Consider the following 16,185-nt stretch of genomic DNA (forward strand, 5'->3'; position numbering starts at 1 on the left):
TCACAGGAGTAAGGTTTCATTCTACAGGCACTTAGACGTTGATATACTCCATCATCCCATACTGTATTGCACTCAAGCAGGAACTGCTATATATACTATGCACAAACCGAGTAGATCGCCACTGGGATTTATTTTTATCATTCTCAGCTTTTTTCAATTGCTTATACTATCTTGCTGATGCGATCGCGTATTGGGAGTCAAAGTTATTAAATCGTCAATATTGCGCTTCATTGTCTCGCAAATTGCATCTAATGGTAAATCATTAGCGTCATAACCAAAGGGATTTTCTATCTCTAAGCCAATGGCTTCGATGCCAAACACAGTGAACCCAACCAAAGCAGAAATTAAACCTGTCCACCAACCGAGATTCTCTACTATTTGAAATGGTAGCAGAAAACAATATAATATTAGCAATTGCTTCAAATGAATAGCATAAGCAAGCGGCATAGGCGTTTTTAAAATACGTTCGCAAGCACCTAAATTATCCACAAGATTATTCAATAATTCTTGCATAGATGTTATTTGGTAGCTATTAAGGCAATTCCGATTATACTGTTCCTGTAAATAATCTCCTATCCAAAAAGCAACCTCTATGGGGGGATTATTCATAATCTTTAATTTTATATACTTAGTAGATGGCATTAAATTTTCTAACTCGCTATTGACAGCTTCTCCTCGCAAATGTAATTTAGTTGTCACAGCAAAAGCTGCCAATAAGTTTAATGCTGTAATTTTATTGTTTTTATCTTCTGGTGAAATTTCATCAACTGATACCCAAATTTGCCGCGCTAGATTTCGGACATTATTTACTATAGATCCCCAGCATTTTCTCCCTTCCCAAAATCGCTCATAAGCAGTATTTGTCCGAAAGACAAGTAACAAACCTAAAACAATACTAGGAATAACACTTCCTAAAATAGGTTGGGATACAGGTTTGTCAAAATGGTGAAGCAGAGAAATTAAAAATCCGAAAGCTCCACACCATAAAATATGTTTGAAAATTGCTTTTATCACTGAACCTTTAGGTTGTAGTACAGTGCGCAACCATTTTATTTTTTCGGATATCATGTAGTCACCCTAATAAAATATTTATTGAATCGATATGTTAGAACTTTTTAGCTTAAAAATAATCACTATAAAAGTAGCATAATTAGTAAATAGATACTTCAAAAATATTTTTGCTAAAAACATAATAGACTGGCAACAATGTATTTTAGCTTTTGTGATAGAATATTAACTCTGGTTAAAATCAGGATTGACACAGAGAGTTTTTTGAGCGTCAATTAGATGGATATTATATAAAAGTCAAAAGTGATACCTAAGCAGCAATTGTAAATAAATGTAAAGATTTCTCTGTGGCTGCATAAACTCCATATTTTATCCCGATAAATCTATGAAAGAAAAGGTATATTCCTATCGATAATGTTTATACAGCATTAGTCGGTATCATGTACCTTAGTAAATCAAAAAGTTCTAGCCCGTAAAAATCCTGCCCTGTACATTAAATATCTAGACATAACTTATTGGGTTATGTCTTTTTTGTTGTCGTTAGTCTCGAAACGTTGAATTTCAATCAGATAACCATCAGGATCGCGGAAAAAACAATGGTAAATGTTGTACTTTTCATTTAATGTAGGTGGCTTTTCAAATTCGACGCCACGTTTTTTGAGATATTCAAACCATTCATCCACCTGCTGTGTTACTAGGGTAAAAATAACACTTGATTGCTTATCGCTTGGAGAAGCCAATGTTTCGCTTGCTTGACACAATCCTAAGTATCCGGAACCACTAACAGTATAAATTCGGCAAGTTCCTTGGTCAAGCCATAACTCCAAGCCTAGCTTTTGTTCGTAGAATTCTGTAGATACATTGAGGTTATGGGTAGAAAAGAAGGTAACTTGTTGGTCGATTTGCGGATGAGTAGACATAAAACACATTTGAGTATATACCCTAACGACATCGGGCGATCACAGATGTAAAAATTGATTGATGTTAGAAACCTGTTACTGCTCCAGAATGCCTTAAGTGCTTCTGGAGTTTTTTTGAAAAAAGCTATAAAAATTTTCCCAATCATCCTGATATGGCAAAACATAGCTGAATAAGGATGCATATTGAATTATCTATATTTAACATGGGCATCACTTATTGATGTACCCCTTCTACCAAACAACTCTCGCAAAACAGCCCCAGATAAACTGAGGCTGTTTTGCGTTACTTTCAATAGGAAGAAGTATAACGAGAATCCTCAAACACTTTTATCTGTATTTGAGTGTATACCCTGATGACGTAGAATTTCCTCAAGGTGAAAATTTGGTATAGGTAAATGCGTATCTTTCCTGGCTCCAGATTTGTCACAAACATTTCTGGAGTTTTTTCACTATTGAAGTTTGAAATCAGCAACAGTATTAATTATATATGTATGAAGTAAATTAGAAGCGCAATCACACTTATCCTTCTTTATTCGACTCCAAATAAAATAGTTAAGCGAGCGCACTTCCAATTTTGACTAGATCAAAGTGCAATCGCACTATATATAAATGTTTATTTCGTTGTATATGTCACAAAAATATCCTTTTTCATTTCAACTTCTGCTGGAGCATCTGGATTATAAACTGGTGATAATAAAAAACTAGCAAATGACGGTAAAGGAACTCCAGTTTTAGAATTACACGAGGGATAAAATAATGTGTAAAATGGCTCGGCGACAGAAGGAGTACTAAGTTTAACTTCCATTGCAGTTGCTAAAGCCTGAGCGCGGCTTTGAGCATCTTTCATCGCTGATTGATAAACTGAACTCTGCAAAGCCTGACAGTCATTAACTGCGTAATCAACGCCCATATTCTTAATAAAAAGGTTTTCAAGCTGGCTTGTGGACTTATTTGCTGTAGCAACAATTTCCTGGACGCGATCGCGCGTTGGTTTTTCTAGTCTCACTAATATTTTGGCGTTATTTTCACTGGAATTAGGGTTAATTTGCACTTGAATTTTATCAGCACTAATGCCTTTAGCAAGCAGGCTATTAACTACAGGCTGAAGAGTTGCTTTAGTTAGGGATTTTTTGCTTGGTAAAGATTCTGCTGCTGTTTTGTAATTAAAAAGTAGAGTCGGTGAGGATATGCGGCGGGTTTCGGATAGAGATGATGGTTGCGTTTGTAACTCATCATTGCTACCTCCGCTACTGAATACCAACTCAATATCCGCTGTATCTGCTGGCACTCTCACTACCCCTTGACCAATTACCATTAATGAATGGCGATCGCTTGCTGGTGGGTAAAATAATTGAGCGTTAGTGACTTTGGGTGTTAATGTCCCTACTCCAACAGTCACAGTAATACTTAGCAGCATTAAAGCAGTTATATTTCTCATATCCTGGGAATGTCCTTTGAACTTAGCAATTGTCAAAGTTTACACCTCAAGAGGAATATACTGAATCCTTTATCCAAATATTAACTAAAAAATTTAATGGTGATTAGGAATTGGGGATTAGAAACTGGGGAAGAATTATTCTAATCCTCATCCCTAATTCTACGTATAGTGCCAACCATCAAAGAAGGTTTGCGCTTTAACAAAAAATATTGAACCAATCCCATGTCTTTTACACTGACTTTAAAAAAACTTATTTGTTGTACTTTGATTTAGTCAGTCAGAAAAACAGAGACTTACTATAGCGCAGAATCAGTCTAGCGACAGATGAAATCATCGTGTAAAAACGTTTAAAAAGTTCACATTATCGAAAGGAAGATGATGTAACTGATTATTAATTTCATCAGCTGTAGCTAATCCAGAAAGCATCGCACTTTCGACAAGATTGCCGCCACACCAATCACCACAGCAAACTAAAGGTAAGGCAGTTCCAGCAGATAAAAAAGCTTCATGATAAGGATGGCTAGGAAAGGCATAACGCCAACGATGTACTTGCATCCATTCAGGAGTATTCAACCAAGGAAGGGACAGAGATTCAGCTGCTCGTTGCAACATATATTGTCCAGCAGGTTGTAAATCCTGTAATTCGAGATGACGTTGGGCAAAGTCAGTGCTACTTTGCACTACAAAATGTGGTTGTTGAGGGTTAGGACGCTTGCTACTGTCCAAACCAATCCATGCTAAATCAGCATTATCTACAAAAGTTAGGGCTTTCCATTGAGGGAGAGGTTGAGATGTAGAAGGATATCCAGCAATCGCACTAATCGAAGAATAAAATTCTATAGAACGCAAGTTATCAAGAAAAGCTGCATCCAATACACTTGCACCCAAAGGTTCTAATAGCATCACAGCTTGGGGTGCAGGAATGGCGATGACTATAGCTTTTGCAGTTAATTCTTCATTACTAGATTCCAAAGTCAGACGCCAGCTATTTCCGGTAGTTAGGGTAATAGCGATGACACGCTGATTCAGTAATATTTCTAAACCTGGGGCAAGGGATTTAGCGATTGCACTGATTCCCCCAGGTGCAACATAATGCGGACTGCGGTTATTGGGTTCAGATAAAGGAACACCTGTTGTGAGTTCGTAAACCTCCTCTGTCCAAACTTCGAGGATATGGCGATCGCGCAATATTTCTACAAAACGTCTAAATAATTCACCCTTTGGCTTCAGATAACAAGCCCCATGATCTGCCAAAGTTCCATGCAAGCGGCGTGTAGCTAGTCTTCCTCCCAAACCACGCGACTTTTCCACCACTACCACCGAATATCCAGCTTGACTTAACTGCTGGGCGCAGATTAAACCAGCAATTCCGGCACCAATTATTGCAATATCAGTCATGAGTCAATAGTCCCTAGTTAATTATTGGTCATTAGTTATTGGTTATTATCAAAGGACAAAATTACTACTAATGACTGCTGAAAGCTAATAGTAGAATAAGGTACAGAAAGCTGCACGGAAGGGAGGAAGGGAAATTGGATGAAATGAGGGCGGCGCTAGAGTTAGCGACCGAAGAAGAATTGCAAGACTTAACGGCAATTCTATTTAGTCGTAAGTTCAATCCCTTAGACTATGTACACACACCCGAACCCATCGAAGTACAAAGCCGAGACCGCAAAGCTTGGTTAGATGCGCTAGAGGGTCGCTTTCGTTTTTTGGCGGCAGATGGGATGACAGTATTACGGGGACGCACAAGCCAGGTAACTTACCGACAAGCATTAGTTCAAGTATGTAAGTATCTAAAAATTCCCTATTCTCATCAGCTGGCAACCATTGATTTAGAAGCAGAAGTATTTTTGCATCTGTTAGGACAAGTTTGGAAAAAATTGCCGGAACAGGAAAAGCAAAAATTGACTATACAGGTGCAGCGTCAACTGTTGAAATCAGAACTCAAACAACCCCTACCACTTTTATTGCAACGCGATCCCTTGGGATTACTTTTTAAAGGCGGTAGTGCGCTAGCGGTTACTTCTCTTCTCCAGCCACTTGTACTTAAGCAAATTGCCCGTCAATTTGCCATCCACTTTGCTACTTATGAAGTAGCCAAACAAGCGGCAATTACAGGCTCAGAAGCAGCTGCAACTCAATTTCAAACCTATGTAACAATGCAAATGGCGCAACGGGGTATGACAGTAAGTGTAGCTCGTTATGGGGCAGCCCGCGCGATGTTTGCCGCAATCGGCCCAATGATGTGGACTTGGTTTGTTGCAGATTTAGGCTGGAGAGCGATCGCCACTAACTATGGTCGGATCATCCCTACTATCTTCACCTTAGCTCAAATTCGCCTCACCCGTGAGGAATGTTGGGAGCCAGCTTGAACAAGGTTTTTAACTATTTCAAATCTCGTTGGCAATCTTCTTTGAACTACTCTCTATGGGGACTGTTAATCTTCCCATTGAGTCCTTTAGTAGGGGCGGTGACTATAAGTTTTGTATCATTAATAACTTTAGTGCGACAATACCCCAAGATTAGCCGCCGCCCTCTCAACTGGGGATTTGCCCTTTTGAGTGTATTGCTGATCGTGACTGTTGGATTTGCCCAAGACAAGACAGCAGCTTTCCTCGGCTTATTTAATTTATTACCATTCTTTATAGTTTTTGCTGGTCATAGCGTTCTGATTCAAACATTTGCTCAATTGCGGCAAATGGCTTGGATTGTGGTAATCGGTTCCATGCCAGTAGCAATTATGGGCTTGGGACAGTTATTTTTAGGCTGGAGTTTGAAGTTAGAGATTTTGTGGATTGTGTTGAATTGGACGATCACACCAGGCGGAAACCCACCAGGTCGTATAGCTTCACTTTTCTTGCACGCCAACACTTTCGCAGCCTATCTAGTAATAGTTTTCATTCTTAGTCTAGGGTTATGGATCGAACAATGGCGATTAGGGATTGGATATTGGGGATTGAGCATAAGAGGCAGAGGGGAAAGACTTACTGCGCCCCACTCCCCAGTTCCCTTTCTCTTCCTAAGCATGGCGGTGATTGCGAATTTCATTGCCTTAATTTTCACCAACTCACGCAATGGGTGGGCGGTCGCTATTTTTGCTTGTTTAGCTTATGCACTCTACCAAGGTTGGCGCATTCTTGTAGGTAGCGTTGCTGCGATCGTCTCTAGTGTGTTTTTGGCAGCTTTTGCTCCCTCACCAGTAGCTCAAATTTTTCGCTTGGTAGTTCCTGCATTCTTTTGGGCAAGGTTAAATGACGATATGTATCCAGATAGACCAGTTGCTTTAATGCGAAAAACTCAGTGGGAATTTGCCTGGTCTTTAGCTCAACAACATCCTTGGACTGGCTGGGGATTACGCAGTTTTAGTACACTTTACAGAGCAAAGATGCAGATTCCCTTGGGTCATCCCCATAACTTGTTTTTGATGTTATCTGCTGAAACTGGTTTTCCCAGTGCTTTTTTATTTTGTGGCTTACTCGCTTGGATTTTGATTACAGGTGTCCAATTACTGCAAAAGTCAAAATACATAAATACAGGAGACAAATTGATATTTTTCAGTTATCTTCTAGCTTTTGTTGGGTGGATTTTATTAAATACAGTAGATGTAACCGTCTTCGATTTGCGTTTGAATGCACTTTCATGGCTAATTTTGGCTGCCATTTCTGGAGTAGTACATCGTTATCACGAAAAAGACAGGCTTGCATCTCATCAAAATTAGCTATTAGTTTTTTCAGTGTATGCACTGGGGACATTAAGAGTTTTAAGTTAATAAGATTGTTATATTCACGTCTGTGAGTGTGACTAATACCTAATTAGTCACTGTTGCTGATTGTTGGGAAGGTGTAGGGACATCCCTTTGGGGTTTTCCTGCATGACGGGCATCTCTTGTAGATGCCCTTTTGTATATTTATTATTTTTATTTAGTTAAACACCATCTTAAAAATATTGAATTTGACGTAATATCTGAAAAATTTTATCTTTGATAAAGGAATATAAAACATGATTTCTGAAATTAAACTAGGTCTTTGTAACCCACCAGAACCTATTTATTTATACGTTAAAAAAGGAGAATTAAGCGGAGAATCATACTTGTGGTATAACTATAATAATGATAAAACTATTCCTGTACAACAAACAGGTTTGACTGGGTATATATCCGAACTTAAATTAATAACGAAAGAATTTAAAGAAAAAGACAACAATAAGTTAGACATCGTCGTTATAGCCGATGAAATTTATGTTGTTAGAACTGGGAGAGAAACAAACTTTGCTAAAAGTTTCCTTTTAGCTGCATCACTAATTCAGGATTTTTCTAAGCCTTTGATTATCGCTGCAACGGCTGGAGAAGAAAATGTAGTTTTTTGTAACCTCTACGACGCAGCAACTAAAACCAGGATTCACTATGAATGGAACAGAGATGCTGATTGGCTAGCAATAATTGATAGTATTCAAACTAGGTTGCAGACATCTAAAAAGTCCCATATCGTCTCTGGTGAACCAATACTGTTCTAGTAAAACTAGAGAGGCAAAGAAGTTAGTTAAGGAATTTATTTCCTATATTTATTAGCTATAATTTAACAAAGTCGTATTACTAACTAACAGAGTAATGATGTGTTTTTTAGCTATGGCTCTAAGCCTTTGCTACGTTTTTCTTGGATGATTTGTTGCAGGTCATCTACTGAATTAAGACGTTTGCCATTAGACTGAATATGTAACGCTAGGGCGTGAATTGCTTCTGTATCACCACGATTTTGTAAGATATAATCTCGCAATTGCTTACGTGTCATTTCTTTAAAGTTAGGCTTATTCATAATCAACCTCTCCTTCTGGATTAATTACTACAACTGTCTCTTCACCTGCTATTACTACGATGTTATCTATTCATTCATCTAAGCTAACTAGGTAAACCGGGAGATACATTCGCGTTAGCCAAGTCAAGACTTTGTATAACTGTTTCAATTGTTCTGAGGTTGGCTCCATTCACCACTAAACTTAGGCTAAACACAAGTTGAAACTTTATTATGACCGATAACCTTTATAGTGTAGTACCAATTCTTTGTGAAACTGTACAAAATTAGGCTTGGTGACACAAGCGGCTTGAGCAAGTTGTTCTATCTATGCAACCTTACAGGTAATCGATGTAAGCTCTCGGTAAAATGGGTGTGTCGGTAACGAAAAAAAGACGCCTCCATAACCAACCTTATGCTCACAACAGCTAACTTTCTTCAGTACACCCAATGGTCAGGTATAGCTACATTGGTATTTGCTGCCTTGACATTTTTGGCTTTTATTCTCAAATGGGGCATCCGCTTTCGGCTGGTGGGTACGACTGGCTTTATGCTGGTGGTGACTGCTGGTTTATTTGCACTCTCAATAGTCCCCTTGAGTCGGACTGTGATTCCTGGAGCAGTCCGGTACACTCTAGTTTATGATAATGGCTCAACACAAGCGGTGATTGCTACATCACCCCAAATTACACCCACACAATTAGAAGCAACTTTACGTCAAGCAGCTAGTAATCTCTTTTCTTATGGTCGCTCAGGTACGCGAGAAGACGAAAATTTGACAGTTCGTGCCCGTACCATTATTCATCAGGAAACAGGGATTTCTGTCCCAGTTTACTTGGGTGAGGCCAAGCGATCGCTCATTTCTCATCAAAATTCCCCAGTAACAGTCAAAATTTACACAGACAATTTTGCCAAATTGCCAAAATCCAATGCTTAAAAACCTAACTCTGATCTACCTCTGTTACATCTGGTAGACAAACTTGATATTATTCCATTTGTCTAGCTACCAGTTGAGCAAATAGCCCCTGGGTGTTAACTAGCTCCGAAAATGTACCCACCTGCACCACGCGACCTGCTTCAATCACGTAAATTCGGTCAGCATTGCGAATTGTGCTGAGGCGGTGAGCAATAACTATCCGAGTAGCATTCAACTGTTCTAAACTTTCAGAGATGATCGCTTGGGTGCGGTTATCCAAGGAACTGGTAGCCTCATCCATCAAGATGATTTTCGGTTGATTGACAAGCGCTCTAGCAATCAACAATCGCTGTCGCTGTCCCCCGGAAAGATTAGTGCCGCCTTCGCTGATAAGTGTGTGCAATCCCATAGGAAGAAGGGCGATATCATCAGCAAAACCCGCCATTCGTGCGGCTGACAGAGCTTGCTCGTGCGAAACTAATGCCCCAGCAGTAATATTCTCAAAAATTGAGCCTGTACCAATGCGACCATTTTGCAACACTACCCCTAACTGCCTTCGCACTGCTTGAAGATCCAGGGAAGCCAAGTCAAAGCGCTCATAGTACACTGTTCCTGAGAGTGGAGTCTCAAACCCCAACAACAACCGGAATATCGTTGACTTCCCACTACCCGAAGGTCCGACTATCGCGATAAATTCTCCTGGATCTGCGTAAAGGCTTATATCATTAAGTGTCGGCAATCCATCGTCACGGTAGCGAAAAGTAACATGGTCTAAAGCTACGCGACCCATCAAATCGTCTGGATTTGCCTTGCTTGGGTCGTACTCCGGTTGTGCTTGTAAAATTGGCTCTGCCCATTCCCACAATGGCACAATCATCAAAATGTCAGTCAAAGTATTACTGAGGTCGCTTACTCCCCCAATAAAAATGCCCAATGCAGCATTAAAAGCCAAAAACTTGCCTACTGTCAACCCGGACGCTTGAGCCATCCCAATAGATTCAGTCGCAAACCAAAACAACATCACCGAAGTGACTAGGGACAATACCTCATTAAACACACAAACATTGTCTTTTATAAGTTGGAAACTAGCCTTGAACCGTGAACGCTTGCTGTACTGCTCTGCCCAAGCCGCAAACGCCCGTTCTTCCGCCATTGCTACCCGTAGCTTGGCTACGCCGTTAATTAGTTGTACGGTTAGCCCGTTAATCTCGCCTTCTACTTTAAAAACTTCCACAACAATTCAACGCCCTATGCCTTCTTCTTAATATGTGCCCGTCCAAGAGCGAAATATAGGAATAATGTAAGATATAGGTACGACTTCTCCAACTTTGAAGCGGACTTGCGTAGTCGTACCTGATGAAATTTTGAGTGCTGGTCCATTGGAAGAAGACCATTTGTAACCGCTGACAGTGTTTGGGTCTTTTTGTAGTTTGACTTGAACTTGCAGGCGAGCTGCGTTACTATTTGCAAGGCTTTTAGCTAAGTCTTCATTACCAACTTGCGCTGTAATATCTTGAGTTGTTACGGGAAAGGGAGAAACGTTAGTGATTACCCCAACAATTCCACCAAAGCGATCGCGCTTGACAACGCTGGGTGTGACTTGTACTGTCATACCAGGTTTTAGAAGCTTGCCATCTTTATCAGCAAAGTAAACAAGACTGGACAGTTTGGTGTTGGAATCTTCAGCTTCAATCGTCCCAATCCGGGTACCTGTGCTGGCAATTTGACCGGGGAGGACACCAACTGACAAGACGCGACCATCATATTTGCTAGATAATTTGTCCAGACTGAGTTAATTGCAGTTTTAACTGAGCAATCTTGCTTCTAACTTCCTGAATTTGATTTAATGTCCCTATGGACTTTTCTAAATCTTGTTGAACTAGTTTAGTTTTTTGGGCTTCAATATCTTTAATTTTGGTTTTAATATCGTCAATTTTATTCAAATTTTGCAGGTATTCCCGGTCGGCATTGGTTTTTTGAACTTTAATTTCTTGAATATTATTTTTGATATCGTCAATTCTATTAAGATTTTGTAGATATTCCCGTTCGCTCGACGTTTTTTGAACATCAAGGTCTTTGAGTTGTGTTTGAATATCCCCCAGTTGCGTCTCTTGGTTTAACAAGTCCTGCTGGGCTTGCAGCAGTACATCCTGATTAATCACTTTCTGTTGAAAGAGATTACGACGAGACGATTTTCTACTCGTTGTTGCAAAGTTTGCAGTAATGAGCTAATTTTTGATGAGCGCTCTAGAAGACTTTTGCGTTTTTCTGCTAGTGCGGCAAGAGTTTGTTTGTAAAGCACTGGCTCGACTTTTTCTCTTGACAGACTTTGCTCAACGCTTTGTCGTTTTTGCTCTAACGCTTTTAACGTTTCGGAGTGTAGCATTGGTGCTAATGACTCTCGACGCAGACTTTCTGAAAGGTCTTTTTGCTGCTGCTCAAGGGTTCTTTGTTGCAGCGCTATTTGTTGCTTTTGCAGCCTATCTGTATCTTGGTTCTGCTCTTTGATCTGAATAAATTTTGCGTTTTCTTGTAGTTGTTGCCTAACACTAGATTGGTCGATTGTAGCGAGTACTTGACCTTGCCTAACTACATCTCCTGGCTTGATATTTAGGGTTAACAATTGACCGCCACCAAGTGCTTGAAATTGCACCACATTACGAGGTCGGATTAACACGCCAGAACCTGTGACGGTAAGGGGAATTCGCCCAACTACACTCCAGATGCCAGCTACAGCTACCACTAAGCCCATAGAAACCAAGGGCACCCAGGCTTGGCGGCTTGTAACCTGCATCAGTCGGTCAAGCTGTTCTGGAGAGTTCAAGCGTTCTAAGGCTTCTTCACGGAAAAGTTTTCTCGCTTTATTGGGCATCTTGACGGCTAGTGTATTTACGTAGTTATTGTCTGCTAGAGAACACTACGCGCATGGGGCATGGGGTAGAGGTAGGAAGAATTAGTACTTTAAAAGCCAAATGGGGATGGGTAGCCATAATCTGATTATCTTACATTGTGTCACAGGGAGACCATTGCAAAATCCGGGTAAGAGAATGGTCGAGCAACAACGTTATACCTTGGAGCAAGTGTGTGGAATCGATATTCGAGAAACCGACTTTACCGACGACCGTTTTCACAAACTTCGTAAAATGAGGTAATAATGTAGGTTTCAGCCATCGAAAATCAGGAGGAAAATAGCGATCGTTTAAGAGCGATTACCTTCGGCACTGCCTAAGGGCAATTGTTTATAGTGCTGGTTAAGACACTGGGCGCTTTTCAGTACTCTTTGCCCCTTATCAGTTGAATATTAATTGTGTAAATTGCACAATTAATTTTGTCGGTGGTTGGAATCAATTTTCGAAGGTATTGAATCTAATACTTTTTTATACACTAAAAAGCCTGTATTCTTCTTTATACAAGCCTTTGAAGTCTATTTACTAGATTTGCACTGGGGGAAGTTCAGATTAATGCCCCCATGCCCCATGCCTAATGCCCATAGAAAAAAGTAACCTACCTGTTATCAGGATGACAAAAATTATTTTGTATTTACTGATACATTAATGGTTATTTTTAGATTAAGATATTCACACTTTAGTGGTTATACTGTAAGAAAAAGTTAATCAGCGTGGGGTAATGGGTACTAATAGTTGTAATTTGTCAGTTGTTATCCTTAATTGCCCCTGTTGCCATTTTCAAAATTCTTTGCAGCAAATCAAGGAGTTGTAGGGGCATATATTTGCATACTTTACATATATATCTGTAGCTAAAAATTGCATGAAATAGCACGATCGCCTACACATTATCAATTCTCGATTGCTTTTCTTGAGAATCTGACAATGGTAATGTTAATTGATTATACGGTTATTCAAAACTTTGATAGTTCGGAATTTCAGGTCAATGGGTATTTATAGATTCAAGCAATGTCGTCAAACTACCCAATCAGTCGGCAACAAGACTTGTCTATTTAATTGGTTGGCTAAAATCTAGATAAGCCAGGTGGAAGGTTGGAACCATCCAAAAACCAGCTTGGCAACAAGTATCCTTGATCACCAGTCTATTTGATTAAGAAATATCAAGGTTTTGGCAAACGAGATTATATGCCCAATAATTTTTCTACTCAACCTTCTTTGTCTACTCAAACCTCTAGTTCATTATTTACGCTCACAGTTGCCCCCGCAAAAGTAATCCGTGGTTCTAATGTGTTGCAAACAGCCGCAGCAGAGATTGCCTGTTTGGGAAGTCGTCCCTTAATTGTGGCAGGTAAGTCTACTCTCGCCATCAGCCAACAAAATTTACAACCAGTGTTAGAAGCACAGCAGTTAGATACTATCCAAGCTTCTTATGGTGCAGATTGCTGCGAAGCTAGCCTGAAATCTTTACAAAAGAAGGCAAAAGAACATAAAGCTGATGTCATTATCGGTGTTGGTGGTGGCAAAGCCCTAGATACAGCGAAATTAGTTGCGCAGCAGTTATATCTACCAGTGGTGACAATTCCTACTTCTGGGGCTACTTGCGCAGCTTGGAGTGCCTTATCAAATGTTTATTCGGAAGATGGGGCTTTTCTCTACGATGTGGGGTTATCTCGTTGTCCGGATTTATTGATACTCAATTATGACTTGATTAAAACTGCACCACAACGTACCTTAGTAGCTGGAATTGGTGATGCAATCGCTAAGTGGTACGAAGCCTCAGTTAGCAGTGGACACTTGCAAGACACTTTAATTATTGCTGCGGTGCAACAAGCACGAGTTTTGCGAGATATCCTCTTGCAAAAGTCAGCCGCCGCCCTCGAAGAACCAGGTTGTGAGGTTTGGCGAGAAGTGGTAGATGCCACTGTTTTATTAGCTGGGGTAGTTGGAGGACTTGGAGGGGCACAGTGTCGCACAGTTGCCGCCCATGCCGTGCATAACGGTTTAACTCATATTTCAGGACATGGCAGTATTCATGGCGAAAAAGTTGCTTTTGGAATTTTGGTGCAACTGCGTTTAGAAGAAATGCTACAAGGCAATCAACTAGCAGCATCGGCACGGCAACAGTTGTTAAAGTTCTACACAGAAATTGGACTACCCCAAAAATTAAGTGATTTGGGATTAGGCAATATTACATTAGGCGAATTGCAAACAGCCGCCGAAATGGCTCTAGTTCCTAATTCTGACATCCATCGACTACCGTTTAAAGTCGCGCCAGAACAGCTGATGGCAGCAATGGTTTCTACCACTGCACCGATAGATAGTAGAGACACTACAAATCGAATTTCGCCCAAGGGAATGAGTGACGAGGTTTTATGAGTTTAAATTGGATTGTCCCAGCAGAACGCATACAAAAACTACCACCTTATGTATTTGCCCGTTTAGATGAACTGAAAGCTAAAGCACGGGAACAAGGGTTAGATTTAATTGACTTGGGTATGGGAAACCCCGATGGTGCAACGCCAGCACCAGTTGTTGAAGCGGCGATCGCAGCTTTAAAAGATGTTGCTAATCACGGTTATCCACCTTTTGAGGGCACAGCTAGTTTCCGCCGTGCCATCACTAACTGGTATCGTCGCCGTTATGATGTGGTTCTGGATCCTGATAGCGAAGCCTTGCCACTATTGGGTTCTAAAGAAGGATTAACTCATTTAGCGATCGCTTACATTAACCCTGGTGATTTAGTTCTGGTTCCTTCCCCAGCTTATCCGGCACATTTTCGCGGCCCGGCGATCGCAGGGGGAAAAATCCATAGCTTGATTCTCAAACCCGAAAATGACTGGTTAATTGATTTAGCTGCCATTCCTGATGAAGTTGCAAGACAAGCTAAAATACTTTATTTCAACTATCCCAGCAATCCTACCGCCGCCACCGCCCCCCGCGAATTTTTTGAAGAAATCGTCGCCTTCGCCCGCAAATATGAAATTTTGCTGGTACATGATTTGTGTTACGCGGAATTAGCTTTTGATGGTTATCAACCGACTAGCTTGTTAGAAATTCCTGGCGCGAAAGAAATTGGTGTGGAATTTCACACCTTATCTAAAACCTACAATATGGCTGGTTGGCGCGTCGGGTTTGTCGTGGGCAACCGCCACGTAATTCAAGGTTTGCGGACGCTGAAAACTAACTTGGATTACGGCATTTTTGCCGCATTACAAACAGCAGCCGAAACCGCTTTACAATTGCCAGATATGTATTTGCATGAGGTACAACAACGCTACCGTACCCGCCGCGATTTCCTCATTCAGGGGTTAGGAGAGTTGGGTTGGGATATCCCTAAAACCAAGGCGACGATGTATCTTTGGGTGAAGTGTCCCGTTGGCGTTGGTTCCACAGATTTTGCCCTGAATGTGTTGCAACAAACAGGCGTTGTGGTTACTCCAGGTAATGCCTTTGGGGTTGCAGGTGAAGGTTATGTCAGGATCAGTTTGATTGCAGAGTGCGATCGCTTGGGTGAAGTTTTACATCGCTTCAAGCAAGCTGGCATCCGCTATCAGCCTGAAGCTGTAGTCCCTGCTTCAGAGGCGATCGCTGATCTCGTTAGTTGATTATAGAAAGGAAAACCAATATTACATGACTAAAATTTTTTGTGTAATAAAGTAGAAAGAGTTAACAATGATTGGTACTAATATTCATATCAGTTAAGAAACTCAAGAATCTTGAGTTAAAGCGGCTGCTTTAAAAAAAGTATCTGTTAAAAAACTAGTTTCTTCTCTTTTGAGAGAAAGTATTCAAAAAAGTTTTGGGCAAATTCGCTATTCTAGTTGCACAAAATACTACAACTAGAGGGTTTACTGAAAGAAAAGGTTAGGTAGTATTGGTTGAAAAGCCAGAGGTCAAGAGCCAATACACTTTGACTCACCGAATTACCAGCTTCCGCAAGCTGGGGAAAAACTACAGACGATCTGACGAAGTACACCACGTGCGGTTATACGAAGCGACAGCTATTACAAGTGAACCCTCTGGCGTGGTGTTTCCAAGTTGAAACAACCTGTGGTTATGTTTAATACCTTCTGTCAAAGGGTCATGCAGTATTCATTGCACGCAAACCATCTGAATATAGCAGTTCCTGCTTGAGTGCAATACAGTATGGGATGATGGAGTATATCAACGTCTAAGTGCCTGTAGAATGAAACCTTACTCCTGTGAT

16 protein-coding genes and 1 pseudogene are annotated in these 16,185 nt (G+C 40.6%); 7 read left to right on the forward strand and 10 right to left on the reverse strand.

From position 1 onward, the window contains the following. Nucleotides 1-153: 153 nt before the first annotated feature. From V7K89_RS00620 to V7K89_RS00635, 4 genes are all read right to left on the reverse strand, one after another. Nucleotides 154-1,068: a bestrophin family protein gene (locus tag V7K89_RS00620; protein ID WP_335183821.1), complete on the reverse strand. Its 915-nt coding sequence runs from the start codon at nucleotides 1,066-1,068 to the stop codon at nucleotides 154-156. Nucleotides 1,069-1,520: 452 nt separating this feature from the next. Next, on the reverse strand, nucleotides 1,521-1,928 hold the full coding sequence (locus tag V7K89_RS00625) for a VOC family protein (protein ID WP_335183822.1): 408 nt from the start codon (nucleotides 1,926-1,928) through the stop codon (nucleotides 1,521-1,523). 613 nt (nucleotides 1,929-2,541) lie between these two features. After that, complete coding sequence (locus V7K89_RS00630; RefSeq protein ID WP_335183823.1) at nucleotides 2,542-3,402, reverse strand: SIMPL domain-containing protein; 861 nt, start codon at nucleotides 3,400-3,402, stop codon at nucleotides 2,542-2,544. A 294-nt stretch (nucleotides 3,403-3,696) separates the two neighbouring features. Continuing rightward, a complete protein-coding gene (locus tag V7K89_RS00635; protein ID WP_335183824.1) occupies nucleotides 3,697-4,764 on the reverse strand; it encodes an NAD(P)/FAD-dependent oxidoreductase in 1,068 nt (355 codons plus the stop codon). Between the two features lie 134 nt (nucleotides 4,765-4,898). Between V7K89_RS00635 and V7K89_RS00640 the strand changes: the two genes are divergently transcribed. From V7K89_RS00640 to V7K89_RS00650, 3 genes are all read left to right on the forward strand, one after another. Further along, nucleotides 4,899-5,741, forward strand: a complete 843-nt coding sequence (locus V7K89_RS00640; protein WP_335183825.1) for a hypothetical protein — start codon at nucleotides 4,899-4,901, stop codon at nucleotides 5,739-5,741. Beyond that, complete coding sequence (locus tag V7K89_RS00645; protein ID WP_335183826.1) at nucleotides 5,723-7,087, forward strand: O-antigen ligase family protein; 1,365 nt, start codon at nucleotides 5,723-5,725, stop codon at nucleotides 7,085-7,087. Before V7K89_RS00640 ends, V7K89_RS00645 begins: the two co-directional genes overlap by 19 nt. A gap of 281 nt (nucleotides 7,088-7,368) precedes the next feature. Then, on the forward strand, nucleotides 7,369-7,881 hold the full coding sequence (locus V7K89_RS00650) for a hypothetical protein (protein WP_335183827.1): 513 nt from the start codon (nucleotides 7,369-7,371) through the stop codon (nucleotides 7,879-7,881). A 110-nt stretch (nucleotides 7,882-7,991) separates the two neighbouring features. Here V7K89_RS00650 and V7K89_RS00655 read toward each other — a convergent pair whose 3' ends face one another. Then, complete coding sequence (locus V7K89_RS00655) at nucleotides 7,992-8,180, reverse strand: DUF6887 family protein (RefSeq protein ID WP_335183828.1); 189 nt, start codon at nucleotides 8,178-8,180, stop codon at nucleotides 7,992-7,994. A 70-nt stretch (nucleotides 8,181-8,250) separates the two neighbouring features. Further along, nucleotides 8,251-8,349, reverse strand: coding sequence for a DUF6888 family protein (locus V7K89_RS35700; protein ID WP_442941541.1), 99 nt, complete (start codon nucleotides 8,347-8,349; stop codon nucleotides 8,251-8,253). 222 nt (nucleotides 8,350-8,571) lie between these two features. On the opposite strand from V7K89_RS35700, the gene V7K89_RS00660 reads away from it, so the two are divergent. Next, nucleotides 8,572-9,093 carry a Ycf51 family protein gene (locus tag V7K89_RS00660; RefSeq protein WP_335183829.1) on the forward strand — a complete coding sequence of 174 codons (522 nt, stop codon included), beginning with the start codon at nucleotides 8,572-8,574 and terminating at the stop codon, nucleotides 9,091-9,093. Nucleotides 9,094-9,142: 49 nt separating this feature from the next. On the opposite strand, the pseudogene V7K89_RS00665 reads toward V7K89_RS00660, so the two are convergent. The 4 genes and pseudogenes from V7K89_RS00665 to V7K89_RS00680 all read right to left on the reverse strand — a co-directional run. Then, nucleotides 9,143-10,294: pseudogene (locus V7K89_RS00665) on the reverse strand (ATP-binding cassette domain-containing protein); the annotation flags it as partial. A 39-nt stretch (nucleotides 10,295-10,333) separates the two neighbouring features. Continuing rightward, a complete protein-coding gene (locus tag V7K89_RS00670; RefSeq protein WP_335183830.1) occupies nucleotides 10,334-10,822 on the reverse strand; it encodes an NHLP bacteriocin system secretion protein in 489 nt (162 codons plus the stop codon). A 19-nt stretch (nucleotides 10,823-10,841) separates the two neighbouring features. Further along, nucleotides 10,842-11,234, reverse strand: coding sequence for a hypothetical protein (locus V7K89_RS00675; RefSeq protein ID WP_335183831.1), 393 nt, complete (start codon nucleotides 11,232-11,234; stop codon nucleotides 10,842-10,844). Further along, complete coding sequence (locus tag V7K89_RS00680) at nucleotides 11,231-11,944, reverse strand: HlyD family efflux transporter periplasmic adaptor subunit (RefSeq protein WP_335183832.1); 714 nt, start codon at nucleotides 11,942-11,944, stop codon at nucleotides 11,231-11,233. The genes V7K89_RS00675 and V7K89_RS00680 overlap by 4 nt, the downstream gene beginning before the upstream one ends. A gap of 106 nt (nucleotides 11,945-12,050) precedes the next feature. On the opposite strand from V7K89_RS00680, the gene V7K89_RS00685 reads away from it, so the two are divergent. From V7K89_RS00685 to V7K89_RS00695, 3 genes are all read left to right on the forward strand, one after another. Beyond that, entirely contained in the window at nucleotides 12,051-12,224 is a 174-nt protein-coding gene (locus tag V7K89_RS00685; RefSeq protein ID WP_335183833.1) for a hypothetical protein, read from the forward strand. 939 nt (nucleotides 12,225-13,163) lie between these two features. Beyond that, nucleotides 13,164-14,354 carry an iron-containing alcohol dehydrogenase family protein gene (locus V7K89_RS00690; protein WP_335183835.1) on the forward strand — a complete coding sequence of 397 codons (1,191 nt, stop codon included), beginning with the start codon at nucleotides 13,164-13,166 and terminating at the stop codon, nucleotides 14,352-14,354. Beyond that, a complete protein-coding gene (locus V7K89_RS00695; RefSeq protein ID WP_335183834.1) occupies nucleotides 14,351-15,583 on the forward strand; it encodes an aspartate aminotransferase in 1,233 nt (410 codons plus the stop codon). Before V7K89_RS00690 ends, V7K89_RS00695 begins: the two co-directional genes overlap by 4 nt. Nucleotides 15,584-16,185: the final 602 nt, after the last annotated feature.

It is taken from the genome of Nostoc sp. (assembly GCF_036917515.1).
Lineage (GTDB): Bacteria > Cyanobacteriota > Cyanobacteriia > Cyanobacteriales > Nostocaceae > Nostoc.